This is a genomic window from Thermococcus cleftensis (assembly GCF_000265525.1).
Classification (GTDB): Archaea; Methanobacteriota_B; Thermococci; order Thermococcales; family Thermococcaceae; genus Thermococcus; species Thermococcus cleftensis.
Map to the genome: position 1 here is coordinate 1,012,371 of NC_018015.1, position 15,324 is coordinate 1,027,694.

Consider the following 15,324-nt stretch of genomic DNA (forward strand, 5'->3'; position numbering starts at 1 on the left):
GGTAGGACTTTTAAAATTTACTGAAAGAAGTCAAAAGCACAGGAAACAGAAAACAAAAATAACATTTCTATGCCACTCAAACAAACATGCTCTTCAGCACGTCGGCGCAGCCGCACTTCCTCTCCTCTGGAATGCGCGGGATGGCCTTCTTAAGCAACTCCTGAACCTTGTAGTTGTTCTCGGCCATAACGCGGAGGACTTCCTGCGCATCAACAGGTTTGTCGGCCCAGACGTCGTAGTCGGTGACGGTCGCTATGTTGGCGTAGCACATGCCCAGCTCGCGCGCGAGGTTTATCTCGGGAACGAGAGTCATTCCTATTATGTGGGCGTACTGCCTGAACATGAAGCTCTCGGCGCGGGTTGAAAAGCGCGGCCCCTCGATGCAGACATAGGTACCCTTCTCGTGAACCGGGAAGCCGAGCTCCTTGGCAGTTTCGTAGAAAATCCTCCTCATCTCAGGGCAGAATGGGTCGGCCATGCTCACGTGGGCGACGCGCGGTCCATTGTAGAATGTGTAGTCGCGCTTCTTGGTGAAGTCTATGAACTGGTCTGTTATGACGATGTCTCCGGGCTTGTACTCCTCGCGGAGCGAGCCGACGGCGGTAACGCCTATAACGCGCTCGACGCCGAGCTCCTTAAGGGCCCAGATGTTCGCGCGGTAGGGAACCTCGTGCGGTGGGAACTCGTGGTGCTTGCCGTGGCGCGGTATGAAAGCCACCTCGACGCCCCCTATCTCCCCGATTTCCACTGGAGCCGAAGGCCTGCCGTAGGGGGTGTGGACCTTGACCGTCTCCCTCGGCTCGAAGACTCCGTAGACACCGGAGCCACCTATTATCCCAATCCTCGGCATGGTCATCACCGTGTTAAATGCTCGCTCCACTCATATAAGGGTTGCCGTTCCAGTGGAAATGGAGCCCCTACCAACTCCCCCGGGAGATCAAGAGCAGGCTTAACAGGAGCAGTGACCCATACCAGAAAAGGAGCCAGGGGGCGAAGAAGAGTACCGTGTGAAGGTAAACCCCACCCAGGAGAACGCTTGGGAACTCAAGGAAAAGGGCAATGACCACGTAAGCCGTTAGGAGGGGCTTTAGAGGCAGGCGATTGCCGGCAACGCCGGTGGTAATTTCCCAAATGGCCATGAGGACTATGTACCCCCACCACGCGACGGCCGGCAGTTTTTCAAAGATCCAGAAGTTGTACATAACCGTCAGAAAGAGCGGGTAAGCGAAGGCAAAGACCCTGAGGAAAAGCCTCAAAAAGAGTAGAAGGCGGAGAGAGTACCTCATATCTCACCACCTCCGGAATAGACCGAGTAGAGGCACAAAAGAATAACATCACACAGCATGAAGGGAAGGGTCGGGCGCTCCATGGTTTCACCACGAGAGTTTTTGCGCTCTTGGGATAAAAGCTCTTCTAACAAGTTCAAAACGCTTGTCCACCAATTAGGGCTTTTCCATCAAAAGAGCATAACGGCCTTCCGCGCAGGCAACATCGGCTCTGATTTCAAAAACCCTTCCGAGGAACTGGCAAAACTTTAATAACCTTTGGGAACTAAATACTTCGGGGGTGGTGAGATGGAGAACGGAAGGCCCGTCAAGCTCGTCTTACCTGAGGTCAAAAACCCCATCTTCATAGAGGGCTACCCCGGGATTGGCTTGGTCGGCCACATAGCCGGCAACTTCCTGGCTAAGGAGCTCGGAATGGAGATGATAGGCTACGTGGAAAGCCCGTTCATACCACCGATGACGATAGTTCTCGAGGGAAAGCCCAACCCACCGCTCAGGTTTTACGGGAAGGACAACGTCATCGTAGCTGTTGCGGACATCTACGTCCCCCCAACCCTCGTGAACGAGATAGCGAAGGAGCTGGTGAACTACCTGAAAGAGATGAAAGCCGAGAAGGTGTTCTCGATCGGCGGAATTGGGATAGGCTTCTTCAAGGAGAAGATGGAGGTCTGGGGCGTTGGGGCAAGGGCGGAGCTGAACAGGGAGCTTGAGGGGGCAGGGGCAAAGATACTCCAGTACGGCTCTATAATGGGCATGAGCGGAAGGCTCCTCTGGGAGGCGAGCAGGGGCGGCCTTGATGCCTACGTTCTGCTCGGTGAGACATTCGGCGACAGGCCCGACCCGAGGGCAGCTGCCAACGTCATCGAGGTTCTGAAGAAGCTGGCCCCGATAGAGGTATCGACCGAGCCGCTCATCAAGGAGGCCGAGATGATCGAGGAGCAGCTCAGGAAGATGCACGAGCAGATGGAGCAGGCGAGGAGGAAGGAGATGAAACAGTACGAGAGCATCTACCTGTGAGGTGGTAGCATGGAGGCGGTGATCTTAGCTGGAATCGCGAGGAGGGTTCTCGATGAACTCCTCAGGAACCCCTACCGAACGATAGAGCTGAGGAGCGCGAGGAACGTGATGGCAGTCGAGGCGGCCCTACGCGAGGCGATGAGGCTCTTCCTGACCTACGACCCCTTCGAGGACGTTTCCACTGGAACGGAAGGCCTGCTGGCCGAGCTTATGGAAGCTAAGTATCTGGAGACGAGGATTCCATGGGAGGAGAGCGACGAGAGGGAGGTAACGATATGCAGGGCAAAGGTTAAGCTCGTAGGCCTTGGGCGTGTGGTGGAAGTCGAGAGGAGAAAGGGGGTTATGCTCGCGAGGGTCAGGGAGCTGTTTCCCCACGAGATGGACATAGGCTAAAACAGGGTCTTCTGCCTTCCCCTGCCGAGCTTTTCCTTCTTCGGCGGCTCGACCTTTCTGAACTCCAGCCCCTCCTTTTCAAGGAGCTTTTTCGCGCCGGAGGTTAGGGACGGGGCAACCAGAATCCCCCTAACTTTTCCATGCTCCCTCTCCAGCGCCTCCACGTAGCGCTTCAGCTGGCTGACGGCATGCAAATCCGCCTTCCTGCGCTTCAGCTCGAGGACGACGAGGTTTCCCCTGCCGTCCTTCCCGAGGATATCCACTATTCCATGGCCGATCTGTTTCTCACGAAAGAGCGGCTTGAAGCCGGGCTCAATGAGCTCCGGGTTCCTGAATATCATCTCCGCCATCTCGGCCTCGCTCCCGGTCAAGGCCAGCTCCTCGTAGTCCTCCGCGTTGAAGAGCGAAGCCAGGTAGACCTCCTCAAGCTCGACCTCCAGGATCTCCTTCGGCTTCCTCCTCACCGAGCGGAGAACAACTAGCCCTTCCCGCACCTCCACTGTAACGAAGCTCCCCGGCGGCTGCCAGTTCACGGGCTCGCGCTTCTTGCTCTGGTGAACGAGAAATGCACCGTCGGGCTTGACCAGTATCACCCTGTCGCCGGAGCCGAGCTCGCTCTTCGCCCGGCCGTCGTAGTGAACCCTGCAGCGGGCGAATATGGTGAGCACGGCCTCCTTGGAGAGGGCGGAATCGATCAATGTGAGAAGCTCCTCTCGGGAAGGATTCTGAATCGCCTCAACCTTGGGCATGGAGTTGGGTAAAGAAGAGGGGTTAAAAAGCTAACTCAGTCCTCGACGCCCCTGTCGGTGATGCGGAATATGGCCTCTCCCTCGGGCAGGTGCGGGCTGTCTATCAGGCGAGCAACCCTCTTTCCGGCCTTGCCCTTCCTCAGGTAGATTCTCAGCGTCGCGCTGTGGGCCAAGATGTGACCGCCGACAGGCCTCGTCGGGTCGCCGAAGAAGGCATCTGGCTTGGCCTGAACCTGGTTGGTAACGAAGACGGCTATGTCGTAGAGGTCCGCTATCCTGTGCAGGTCGGCGAGGTGCTTGGCCAGCTTCTGCTGCCTCTCCGCCAGCGTTCCCCTGCCGACGTACTCGCTCCTGAAGTGGGCCATCAGGGAATCGACGACAAGGAGCTTGACCGGCCTGTCCGTCTCGGCCTTCTCCTTGATTATCTCCTCCGCCCTCTCGACGAGGAGCATCTGGTGGTTGCTGTTGAAGGCTCTAGCCACGTAGATGTTCTTGAGGGTCTCGTCGGGATCGAGGCCGCGGTTTTCAGCTATCTGCCTTATTCTCTCGGGCCTGAAGGTGTTCTCGGTATCGATCCAGATCACCGAGCCGCCAAGACCGCCCTCCTCGGGCGGAAGCTGAACCATCACCGCCAGCGTGTGGGCCAGCTGGGTCTTTCCAGAACCGAACTCTCCGAAGACCTCGGTTATGGCCTGGGTCTCAATACCACCCCCCAGGAGCTTGTCGAGGCTCTTGCTTCCAGTGGAGATCCTGCCTATGGTTTTTCGCTTCTCCATGTACTCGTCAGCGCGCATGAAGGTTCCTATGTTGGCGGCCTCTCTCGCGGCCTGGATTATCTTGAGAGCAGCGCCCTCGCTTATTCCCGCTATCTCCTTGAGCTCCATGGGGGAGGCAACGGCTATGGCCTCGATGCTGTCGTAGCCAGCCTCGCGGAGCTTTTCAGCGGTGGCCGGCCCAACGCCCGGCAGGTCCTCAAGGGTCTTTATTTCCTTCTCCTTCTTTTTCTTGGTTGAGCTTGAAGCGGACTCCTCAACGACCTCGAGCTCCTCGAACTCCTCGAGCTCTTTTATTTCATCTTCGGCCTTCTTCTTCCTCGCCATGAACATCACCCAACACTGCTACCTTCCATAGGGGTAAAAATTCGAAGGGTTATATACTTTTCTTCGGATTCACACCCCCTCCACCCGCGGGCCTAATGACTACCAGCTTGGCCCCCTCAGGGATTCTCTCATCAAGAGGCGGGTTAAGAACAGGCTTGTCCGTGTAGTAACCCAATAAGAAGTAGCCATTCTCTTCATGGAGCTTCCGAAGAGCCTCAATGTACGTTGAACCCCAGAGGTCCCGCCGGAGAAGCACCGAGATGTCGTAACGGCCGAGAGAAGTGGTAAGGTCATCTATAACGTCCACTACCTCGGGCTCAAACACCGAGCTCGCGAGAAGCCTTCCGGCGAAGCTCCTGCTCAGTATCACCCTGTCCGCCCCGGCCTGCTTCAGTAGCTCGACGCTCTCGGCCTTGAGGGCCTCCACGAGAACCCTGGCCTTTGACATGCGCTTTATCATGAGCGTTGAGAAGACGGACTTGGAGTCGTCTTCGAGGGCAAGGATCACGTGGGAAGCCTCCCTGATGTGGGCCCTCTCCAGGGTCTCCGGATTCGTGGGGTCCCCTATGAGAACCTCCACTTCCTCTGGAAGCTCAATCCCCTTGCGCTCTTCCTCGTTGGGGAACACCACCACTATGGGCTTAGGCTCGGCATCTCCACTGGAAATGGCAGAGATGAGCTCGTTCACACAGCTCGGCACGCTGCTCCCCTGACCGATAACAACGTAATGACCGGAGTACTTAACGCGGTGCATGCCCATCATCCTCCTCAAAGACGATGAAATGAAGTACTCGGCCAGAATCGACACGAGGGCGGTGAAAGTTGAGATTCCCGCCACTGCAGCCACCATTGCCACGGCCCTGCCCGCGGAGGTCTGGGGTGTCACGTCGCCGTAGCCAATCGTCGCCATCGTGATGACGGCCCAGTAGAAGGCCGTGTAGAAGTCCAAACCCTCGAAGTAGGCGAACAGGGAGGCGAAAAGCAGGGCCAGCAGGAGTACGGCCATCGCTATCTGGAGGAGTCTGTTCCGGCCGATCTTGATTTTCACCTTCAGCAGCTTCCTTACAAGTGGAACCGGAATCATGTTATACCTTACGAGGGGGATTTTAAAAACCTATCACCAATGCCCCCCAAGGTTCATCAATGGAGCGTTTTTTCCAGTGGAAACAGAGGTCTTTTTCGATGGCCATCTGAAAGACCCCCCAGAGTTTCATTTCCACTGGAGCTCAGTTTTGCAGATGGACGGATTTTCGCGGCTAGAAAGATGAAAGGAGTGTTTATAAACAATCTTTCGAACATCAAATAAGCAGATTTAAAAACAAGCTCTGAGTTTTGTAGTCTTTCGTTCATTACTATTCAGAGATTTGGGGATTTTATGAACATTGTTCATGAAAATGTATAAATACCAAAAGTTTAAAAGAAAACGGGAGAGTTTCACCAAAAAGACAAAAAATTACGGGAGTAGCCAAAACCTGGCTCCAGTGGAAATAAAACTCCCAGGGGGTATTGAAGTGTTTAACTTTTCTAAATTGCAAAACACTTTTGTTTACCATGAATGTCTAAAACAGTCCACCAATGTCCGTATTTTAATGTTCATTTAAGTTCATTCACCTTTCAGTGGAAATGATCGTTTGATTTCATCTGAACATTTACAAACCTAAAATTCCGCTGTACATTTATGGGCGCTTAACCCCTTTGCTTCCTGTGGAGAACGAAGGCTCGGGTTTGCCTGTGCCGTTTCAAGTGCAAAGTTAATTAACCTACATCGCATAGTATTCTTCGGTGGTTTCCATGGACGACATCGAGGTTCAGGTTCTTGAGTGGCTTCGGGAGGGTGACGACACTGCCCAGGACATAGTGGATCTCCCCTGGTCCGTCAGGGAAGTTCAACCTGGGACTTATCTGGCCGAACACCCGAGAATGCCGTTCTCTCTCCTTGTGGTGTTCTCAGAGGGCTTTGTCCACCTACTAGTGCCTATGGGTCTCGAGACATTCTCCATGTCCAACAACGAGAAGTTGAGGGTGTATCATACCCTCCTTCGTCTCAACGACCAGGTGAATCTGATGAAGTTCACTCTCTCAGGAATGGACGATGACGTCTATCTTCGCGTGGATCTTGACAAGAAGACTCTTGGCAAGGACGAGTTCAACGATGCGCTCACGGCTTTGCTAATAGGCCTTATGTCCGCGGTATCAGCCATGGGGCTGGAAGAGGCCTTCGAAAGAGAAATCTTTGACCGCATCGTTGGAATGGTTCTTGAGAGGGTTGAGCGCGGCGCCAGCAGGGACGAACTTATGAGGTTCCTGACCGTCAAGGTCGGTATGAGCGTTGAGGACGCAAAAAACCTGCTCAACGAGGTGTTCGCGGCCAAGAAAGAAATTGATGGGCAGGGGGAAGACGTTGGGTACTTCTGATTTACTTCGGTTTTCTTTTCACTCTTCTAGTCGATGTATCGGTATCAATGTATACGTTTTTAGAATCTTGTAGTCCGGGATTAGAATCTCTTACTACCGGCATGTTTATAAACTCTTTCTCATTTAGAACCTTGAGGTGATTTGTGTGACTGATATTGAAACGCAGGTTCTTGAGTGGCTCAGGACGGGCAGAGAAGATGCCGCCGACATAGTTGATCTCCCCTGGGAGGTCAAGGCGGTTGGAGAGTCCGTGTACGTTGCCGAGCATCCCAAGATGCCTTTCACCCTCGTGGTCATGTTCTCCGACGAGTTTGTTCACCTTGTGATCCCCACGAGCCTTGAAACCTACGGCCTGGGCGATGAGGACAGGCTCTACGTTTACCACACCCTCCTTGAGCTGAACGATAGGATATACATGATGAAGTTCAGCCTTGGGAGGCCCAACGACGTTGTTAACATCCGTGTTGACCTCGACAAGAAGACCCTTGGCAAGGAGGAATTCAACGACGCCCTGACTGCCCTGGCGATTGGCCTTCTCTCGGGAGTTTCCGCCCTCGGACTCGAGGAGGAGTTCGTTGAGAGGATATTCGACCGCATCGTCGTCATGCTCCTTGAGAGGATTCAGAAGGGCTACACCTACGAGCAGCTCATGGAGTTCCTCACCATCAAGGTCGGGCTTGCGGAGAAGGACGCCAAGGAACTTCTCGACGCCGTTCTTGAAGCTGTGGAAGAAGAGCCTGCCGGGGAAGATGGTTGATCTGGCCCTCTTTTCTCTGGCCATCTCTTCTATTTTCTGGTTGGCTTTTTACATTCCCCTGTTCAACAACGCATATAAACCCCCGACTCCGAGTATCTATGCTTTCCTCTGCATCCAGTGCTTCCTTTGGAGGCAGTGTATAGCGTTCAATTTGGAACATGGTATCTTGACAAATATCCAGAATTAGCGCTTAAAAATGTTCATCTGGCGATAATGTCCTGCTTAATTTGCGCTATAATCTGGGGTCGCCCTGGATTTCCGGTGGAATGGGTGGTGCTCATGGACGACAACTACCTCGATTCGATCTTCGAGAAGTATCTCCACGCCAAGAAGATATTCAAGAACAAGGAAGTGCTCAGGCATAGCTACACTCCCAAGGAGCTTCCCCACAGGCGCGAGCAGATAGAGGAGCTGGCTCACATTCTAGTTCCCGTCCTGCGCGGTGAGACGCCTTCAAACGTTTTCGTGTACGGGAAGACTGGAACGGGTAAGACCGTCACCATAAAGTTCGTCACAGAGGAGCTGAAAAAGATATCCGACAAGTATCGGATTCCCGTCGATGTCATCTACATAAACTGCGAGATAGTGGATACCCAGTACCGCGTTCTGGCCAACATCGTGAACTATTTCAAAGACGAGAGTGGTGTGGAGGTTCCTCTCGTCGGCTGGCCGACAGACGAGGTTTACGCGAGACTGAAGGAGGTTATAGATGCGCGTGAGCGCTTCGTCATAATAGTCCTGGACGAGATTGACAAGCTCATCAAGAAGAGCGGCGACGACATACTCTACTCCCTCACGAGGATAAATACCGAGCTGTCCAGGGCCAAGGTTAGCATAATCGGCATCTCCAACGACCTAAAGTTCAAGGAGTATCTCGACGCACGTGTTCTCTCGAGCCTGAGTGAGGAGGAGGTTGTCTTTCCGCCTTACGACGCCAACCAGCTCAGGGATATTCTCCTCCAGCGTGCCAAAGATGCCTTCAACGAGGGCGTTCTCGACGACGGTGTCGTTCCCCTCTGTGCCGCCCTGGCCGCTCGCGAGCATGGTGATGCGAGAAGGGCCCTTGACCTGCTCCGCGTTGCGGGTGAGATAGCGGAGCGCGAGGGGGCTAGTAAAGTAACGGAGAGGCACGTCTGGAAGGCCCAGGAGAAGATAGAGCAGGACACGATGGAGGAGGTCATAAAAACCCTTCCCCTCCACTCGAAGGTTCTCCTCTACGCCATCGTTCTCCTCGACGAGAACGGCGAGTTGCCTGCCAACACCGGCGACGTTTACTCGGTTTACATGTCCCTCTGCGACCACATAGACCTCGAGCCCCTCACCCAGAGGCGCGTCAGCGATCTGATAAACGAGCTCGACATGCTTGGCATCATCAACGCCAAGGTCGTCAGTAAGGGCCGCTACGGCAGGACGAAAGAGATACGGCTCAACGTAACACCTTATAAGGTGAAGAACATATACCGCCACGACCCGCAGCTCCAGACCCTGCTCACGATTAGCATGTCCCGCCAGAGGAGGCTGCTCTGATGGGCCTGATAGAGGACTTAATGACAAACCGCTATCTAATAACTCCTTCCGCCTACTATCTTCTCGCCGACGGCTATAAGAGGGACTTCACGCTCGCCGAGCTGATAAAGTTTGCCAAGGCTAGGGGAACCTTTGTAATAGACTCCTCCATCGCAAGGGAGTTCCTCGAGATGAAAGGGGGCGTTCCATTGGAAGTTCCCTCTCCCTCCGAGCCGCAGCCGTCCGCCGAAACTGGTGAGGGAATCTTGGAGGATTCTGGTGGTGTGGTTGAATATCGGGAAGAACAATCCCATTCTGTGGATTCGGCCGGGGATAGTGCTTCGTTGTCAGAGATCAGTGACGTCGGGGAAGATTCGGCCGATAGGTCAGGCACGTTGATTTCCACTGGAAATGCCGAAGAAATCCTCTCCAAAACACCTTCCTTTTCACAATTGGAGCAAGAAAAATCCCACTTCTTCGGGGGGGAGAGTTCTATTTCCACTGGAACTTCGGTCAGCGAGACCTCCAGTGATGAATCCGGTGAGGGTGTGGCCGAGGTTTCTGGAGAGGTGCTTCCAGTGGAAGATGTCCGGACTGAAAACAGTTCCACCGAATCTGACGTCCTCCTAGAGGATAATCCTTTGGAGAATAGCTCCCAAGGCCCCCTTGTTGCTGAAAATGAGTATGCCAACGGGAGCGGCTACGGGGACAGTGAGGAGTATTATGAGAACGGCAATGGGGTCAAGCCGAAGATCGTTTACGGTGACTACGGGGTTCCAATAGCCTACGTTGGAGATGAGGTGCTGGAGGAAGAAAAGAGCTACTCGGTTTACCGCGACGTTGTGATAACCCCGAGGGAGGGGTTCGTTTACCGGGCTAGGGAGATCCCTGACGACTGGGAGCTGGTCTTCGACGTCAAGGACGTGAAGTTCGAGGTCCCCAAGGTGAAGAGCGCCGCGAGCAAGGAAGGGGAGATAATAGTCAAGGTGTATGCTGACTACTTTAAGAGTCGGCTGAGGAAGATGCGCCGGATCCTCCGCGAGAACCCAGAGCTCGGAAGTGTCATAGACATCGGCAAGCTGAGCTACGTGGGCGGCGATGAGGAGGTAACCATAATAGGCCTCATCAACAGCAAGAAGGAAACGGCCAAGGGCTTCATGTTCGAGGTCGAGGACAACACGGGGATAATCAAGGTCTTCATAAACCGCAACAACGAGGAGAGCAGGAAGTTCTTCCAGATAATGCCCGACTCTGTCGTTGCCTTCCGTGGCCGCTATTCCAGAAGGGGTCTCTTCTTCGCTGACAAGATATTCCTCCCAGACGTCCCCAAGTTCAAGCGTGAGAAGCCCCCGTTGGAGGAGAAGGTTTACGCGATCCTCTTGAGCGATATCCACGTTGGCTCTAACAAGTTCTGCGAGAAGGCCTTTGAAAGGTTCCTCGAGTGGCTCAACGGTGAGGTGAACAACAGGAAGGAAGAGGAGCTGGTCAGTAGGATAAAGTACATGATAATCGCCGGCGACGTGGTTGATGGGATAGGCATCTATCCCGGCCAGTACAACGAGCTGGCGATTCCCGATATCTTTGACCAGTATGAGGCCCTAACGAACCTTCTCCGCAACGTTCCGGATCACATAACCACCTTCATCGGCCCTGGCAACCACGATGCCGCTAGAACGGCCCTGCCTCAGCCGGGCTTCTACGACGAATACGCCCGTCCACTGAAGAGGCTAAAGAACGCGGTCATAATAAGCAACCCCGCCGTGATAAGGCTCCACGGCAGGGACTTCCTCATAGCTCACGGTAGGGGCATAGAAGACGTCGTCACCGCTCTCCCGAACAGGAGCCACCACAGGCCTGCGGAGGCGATGCTTGACCTGCTGAAGCTCCGCCATCTCGCGCCGACCTTCGGGGAGAAGGTTCCCATAGCGCCTGACCCCGAGGACACGCTCGTCATAGAGTCGGTTCCCGACCTCTTCCAGGCCGGCCACGTCCACGTCATGGAGTACAGGATTTACAACGGCGTCTTCCTGATAAACACCGGCACCTGGCAGGCCCAGACGGAGTTCCAGAAGATGGTGAACATCGTGCCGACCCCTGCGAGGGTCCCGATAATAGACGTTGAGACCGCCCGTCTCCGCGCCGTCGTGAGGTTCGACCAGTTCTGCGAGGGGGTTTGAATGGGGGAGGAGCTGTACTCACCTGAAATGAAGGCCTACTTCGAATCCCTCCAGCGCGAGATTGACAGGGCCTACGAGGTTGCGAGAAAGGCCCGCGCTCAGGGAAAAGACCCGAGCCTTGAAGTTGAAGTGCCCCAGGCCACGGACATGGCCGGCCGTGTGGAAAGCCTTGTGGGCCCACCGGGCGTTGCCGAGAGAATAAGAGAGCTAGTCAGGGAGTACGGTAAGGAGCTGGCCGCGTTAAAGGTGGTAGATGAAATCATCGATGGCAAGTTCGGCGATTTGGGAAGCAAGGAGAAATACGCGGAGCAGGCTGTAAGAACCGCTCTTGCCATTCTCACCGAGGGCATCGTCTCGGCCCCCCTTGAGGGAATAGCAGACGTTAAGATCAAGCGCAACGAGTGGGAGGACAACAGCGAGTACTTGGCGCTCTACTACGCGGGACCGATAAGGAGCTCCGGCGGGACGGCCCAGGCTTTAAGCGTTCTCGTCGGCGACTACGTGAGGAAGAAGCTCGGCCTCGACCGCTTCAAGCCCAGCGAGAAGCACATAGAGAGAATGGTCGAGGAGATAGATCTCTACCACCGCGCCGTCACGCGCCTGCAGTACCACCCTGAGGCCGACGAGGTAAGGCTTGCCATGAGGAACATTCCCATCGAGATAACCGGCGAAGAAACGGATAAAGTCGAGGTTTCCCACCGTGACGTTCCCGGCGTTGAAACCAACCACCTGCGCGGTGGAGCTATTCTCGTTCTGGCCGAGGGAGTTCTCCAGAAGGCGAAGAAGCTCGTCAAGTACATAGATAAGATGGGTGTGGACGGCTGGGACTGGATAAAGGAGTTCGTCGAGGCCAAGGAGAAGGGCAAGAAGGCGGAGGATTCCAAACCTGGAGAATCCAAGGCTGAGGATTTCGGCGCCAGGGAGGAAGTTGCCGAAAAAGTTGAGAAGGGCTTCTACTACGAGCTCTACGAGCGCTTTAGGGCCAACATAGCCCCAAACAAGAAGTACACGAAGGAGATAATCGGTGGGAGGCCGCTCTTTGCCGAGCCATCAACCAACGGCGGGTTCAGGCTCAGATACGGTCGCTCCCGCGTCAGCGGGTTCGCCACCTGGAGCGTGAACCCAGCGACGATGCTCATCCTCGACGAGTTCATAGCGATAGGCACCCAGATGAAGACGGAGAGGCCCGGAAAGGGCTGCATCGTAACCCCCGCCACCACCGTCGAGGGACCGATAGTAAAGCTCAGGGACGGGAGCGTGGTGAGGGTAGACGACTACCAAACGGCCCTCAGAATCAGGGACAAAATCGAGGAGATACTCTACGTTGGCGATGCCCTTGTGAACTTCGGAGACTTCGTCGAGAACAACCAGACGCTCCTGCCTGCCAACTACGCCGAGGAATGGTGGGTTCAGGAGTTCGTCAAAGCCATAGCGGAGACCTACGAGGTCGAGCTTAAGCCCTTCTCCGACAACCCGCGCGAGGCCATCGAGGAGGCGGCGGAATACATTGAGCTCGACCCAGATTTCCTGGAGAAGCTCCTCAAGGACCCCCTCCGCGTGAGGCCGAGCGTCGAGGAGGCGGTGCACATCTCAAAGGTTCTCGACGTTCCCCTTCACCCGTACTACACCCTCTACTGGAACACGCTGGAGCCGGAGGAGGTTGAGGAGCTCCAGAGGGCCCTTGTGGGTGCCCAAATCGAGTGGGACGAGTTCAGAAAGCTCAAGTTCGCGAGGAAGGTAGTCCTCGACAGCGATCCAAAGATAAAGCGCCACCTTGAACTGCTCGGCCTCCCCCACAGGCTTGAGCGGACCGAGGACAGGAAAAAGGTCATCGTGATAGACTACCCCTGGAGTGCAGCTCTGCTCACACCCCTGGGCAACCTCGAGTGGGAGTTCGAGGCCAAGCCCCTCTTCACGGTCATCGACATCATCAACGAGAACAACGGGATCAAGCTCCGCGACAGGGGAATCAGCTGGATCGGCGCTCGTATGGGCAGGCCGGAGAAGGCCAAGGAGAGGAAGATGAAGCCGCCTGTTCAGGTTCTCTTCCCCATAGGCCTCGCCGGTGGAAGCTCGCGCGACATAAAGAAGGCCGCCGAGGAAGGAAAGGTAACGAGCGTGGAGATAGCCTTCTTCAAGTGCCCGGAGTGCGGCCACACCGGGCCTGAGCACATCTGCCCGCGCTGTGGGACACGGAAGGAGCTTCTCTGGCACTGCGCCAAGTGCAACGTTGATTACTCGCAGGGTGAGGCCGAGAACTTTGACTTCCGCTGTCCGAAGTGCGGAACCGAGCTTAAGCCATACGCGAGGAGAACCATAAAGCCCTCCGAGCTTCTCCGCGCCGCGATGGAGAACGTCAAGGTCTACGGCATCGACAGGCTCAAGGGCGTCCAGGGTATGACCTCTGGCTTTAAGATGGCAGAACCGCTTGAGAAGGGCCTGCTGAGGGCCAAAAACGACGTCTACGTCTTTAAAGATGGAACGATTCGCTTCGACGCCACCGATGCCCCCATAACCCACTTCAAGCCGAGGGAAATTGGAACGAGCGTTGAAAAATTGAGGGAGCTCGGCTACACCCACGACTTCGAGGGCAAGCCCCTTGAGCGGGACGACCAGATACTCGAGCTTAAAGTCCAGGACGTCATACTGCCCTACGAGGCAGGGAAATATCTCCTCAAGGTGGCTCGCTTCATAGACGACCTCCTTGAGAAGTTCTACGGCCTGCCGAGGTTCTACAACGCCGAGAAGATGGAGGATCTCGTCGGGCACCTCGTTATAGGTTTAGCCCCACACACCTCGGCCGGAATCATCGGCAGGATAATCGGCTTTTCGGACGTTCTCGTTGGCTACGCTCACCCGTACTATCATGCAGCTAAAAGGCGCAACTGTGACGGCGACGAGGACGCTGTCATGCTCCTCCTCGATGCACTGCTCAACTTCAGCAAGTACTACCTGCCCGAGAAGCGCGGCGGCAAGATGGACGCTCCGCTCGTCGTTACCACACGCCTCGACCCGCGCGAGGTGGACAGTGAGGTCCACAACATGGACGTGGTCCGCTACTATCCCCTTGAATTCTACAGCGCCACCTACGAGATGAAGTCTCCGAAGGAGATTAAGTTCATCGAGCGCGTTGAGGACAGGCTCGGCAAACCGGAGATGTACGAGGGCATAAAGTTCACCCACGATACGGACGACATCGGCCTCGGCCCGAAGATGAGCCTGTACAAACAGCTCGGCGATATGGTGGAGAAGGTGGAGCGCCAGCTCGCCCTCGCCGAGCGCATTCGCGCGGTGGACGAGCACCACGTTGCCGAAACGATAATCAACTCCCACCTCGTCCCGGATTTGAGGGGCAACCTGAGGAGCTTCACCCGTCAGGAGTTCAGGTGTGTGAAATGCAACACGAAGTACCGCAGACCGCCGCTGGCCGGCAAATGCCCGAAGTGCGGCGGTAAGATAGTCCTTACCGTCAGCAAGGGCGCCATAGAGAAGTACCTGCCAACGGCCAAGATGCTCGTCACGAAGTACAACGTGCTCGACTACACGAGGCAGAGGATATGCCTGACCGAGAAGGACATAAAGTCCCTCTTCGAGAACGTCTTCCCGGAGAGACAGAGGACGCTTATGGGATTCTCCGCCGACGTATGCGAGAAGATGATAAAGGAGCGGACGGGCAAATCCAACGGTCGGAACGGCTACCTCGACGAGCTGAAGGCCAACGGGAAGCTCAAGAAAAAGGCCGAAAAGTCAAAGGCCGGGACGAAAACTGAAAAGAAGTCCAAAAAAGCCGATAAGAAAACAAAACCCTCCGAGGGTCTGGAAAAGGCCGTCAGGAAGGAGAAGTCAAAGATGAAAAAGCCCAAGAAGGGCATCAGCCTCGACGAGTTCTTTGGCTCCTAGCTTTACCGTTAATCATATATATCA

At 55.2% G+C, this 15,324-nt stretch carries 12 protein-coding genes; 7 read left to right on the plus strand and 5 right to left on the minus strand.

Going from position 1 to position 15,324, the window contains the following annotated elements; all coding sequences use genetic code 11:
* Positions 1-76 precede the first annotated feature (76 nt).
* Entirely contained in the window at positions 77-850 is a 774-nt protein-coding gene (locus CL1_RS05420; RefSeq protein ID WP_014788885.1) for an S-methyl-5'-thioadenosine phosphorylase, read from the minus strand.
* Positions 851-917: 67 nt separating this feature from the next.
* Entirely contained in the window at positions 918-1,286 is a 369-nt protein-coding gene (locus CL1_RS05425) for a hypothetical protein (protein WP_014788886.1), read from the minus strand.
* 288 nt (positions 1,287-1,574) lie between these two features.
* On the opposite strand from CL1_RS05425, the gene CL1_RS05430 reads away from it, so the two are divergent.
* A complete protein-coding gene (locus CL1_RS05430; protein WP_014788887.1) occupies positions 1,575-2,303 on the plus strand; it encodes a proteasome assembly chaperone family protein in 729 nt (242 codons plus the stop codon).
* 9 nt (positions 2,304-2,312) lie between these two features.
* Positions 2,313-2,696, plus strand: coding sequence for a DUF473 family protein (locus CL1_RS05435; RefSeq protein WP_014788888.1), 384 nt, complete (start codon positions 2,313-2,315; stop codon positions 2,694-2,696).
* On the opposite strand, the gene nucS is transcribed toward CL1_RS05435, so the two are convergent.
* Genes nucS through CL1_RS05450 form a run of 3 tightly spaced genes read right to left on the minus strand, consistent with a single transcriptional unit; the run spans position 2,693 to position 5,629 of the window.
* Positions 2,693-3,445, minus strand: coding sequence for an endonuclease NucS (nucS, locus tag CL1_RS05440; protein ID WP_083830192.1), 753 nt, complete (start codon positions 3,443-3,445; stop codon positions 2,693-2,695). The two genes, CL1_RS05435 and nucS, sit on opposite strands and share 4 nt — an antisense overlap.
* A 35-nt stretch (positions 3,446-3,480) precedes the next feature.
* Entirely contained in the window at positions 3,481-4,545 is a 1,065-nt protein-coding gene (radA, locus tag CL1_RS05445; protein ID WP_014788890.1) for a DNA repair and recombination protein RadA, read from the minus strand.
* A gap of 49 nt (positions 4,546-4,594) precedes the next feature.
* Entirely contained in the window at positions 4,595-5,629 is a 1,035-nt protein-coding gene (locus CL1_RS05450) for a potassium channel family protein (RefSeq protein WP_014788891.1), read from the minus strand.
* Between the two features lie 707 nt (positions 5,630-6,336).
* On the opposite strand from CL1_RS05450, the gene CL1_RS05460 reads away from it, so the two are divergent.
* The 5 genes from CL1_RS05460 (at position 6,337) to CL1_RS05485 (ending at position 15,300) form a co-directional block, all read left to right on the plus strand.
* A complete protein-coding gene (locus tag CL1_RS05460; protein WP_014788893.1) occupies positions 6,337-6,960 on the plus strand; it encodes a hypothetical protein in 624 nt (207 codons plus the stop codon).
* Between the two features lie 145 nt (positions 6,961-7,105).
* Positions 7,106-7,717, plus strand: coding sequence for a YbjN domain-containing protein (locus CL1_RS05465; protein ID WP_014788894.1), 612 nt, complete (start codon positions 7,106-7,108; stop codon positions 7,715-7,717).
* A 279-nt stretch (positions 7,718-7,996) separates the two neighbouring features.
* Positions 7,997-9,244 carry an ORC1-type DNA replication protein gene (locus tag CL1_RS05475; RefSeq protein WP_014788896.1) on the plus strand — a complete coding sequence of 416 codons (1,248 nt, stop codon included), beginning with the start codon at positions 7,997-7,999 and terminating at the stop codon, positions 9,242-9,244.
* A complete protein-coding gene (locus tag CL1_RS05480; RefSeq protein WP_014788897.1) occupies positions 9,244-11,400 on the plus strand; it encodes a DNA-directed DNA polymerase II small subunit in 2,157 nt (718 codons plus the stop codon). Before CL1_RS05475 ends, CL1_RS05480 begins: the two co-directional genes overlap by 1 nt.
* Entirely contained in the window at positions 11,401-15,300 is a 3,900-nt protein-coding gene (locus CL1_RS05485; RefSeq protein WP_014788898.1) for a DNA-directed DNA polymerase II large subunit, read from the plus strand.
* Positions 15,301-15,324 lie beyond the last annotated feature (24 nt).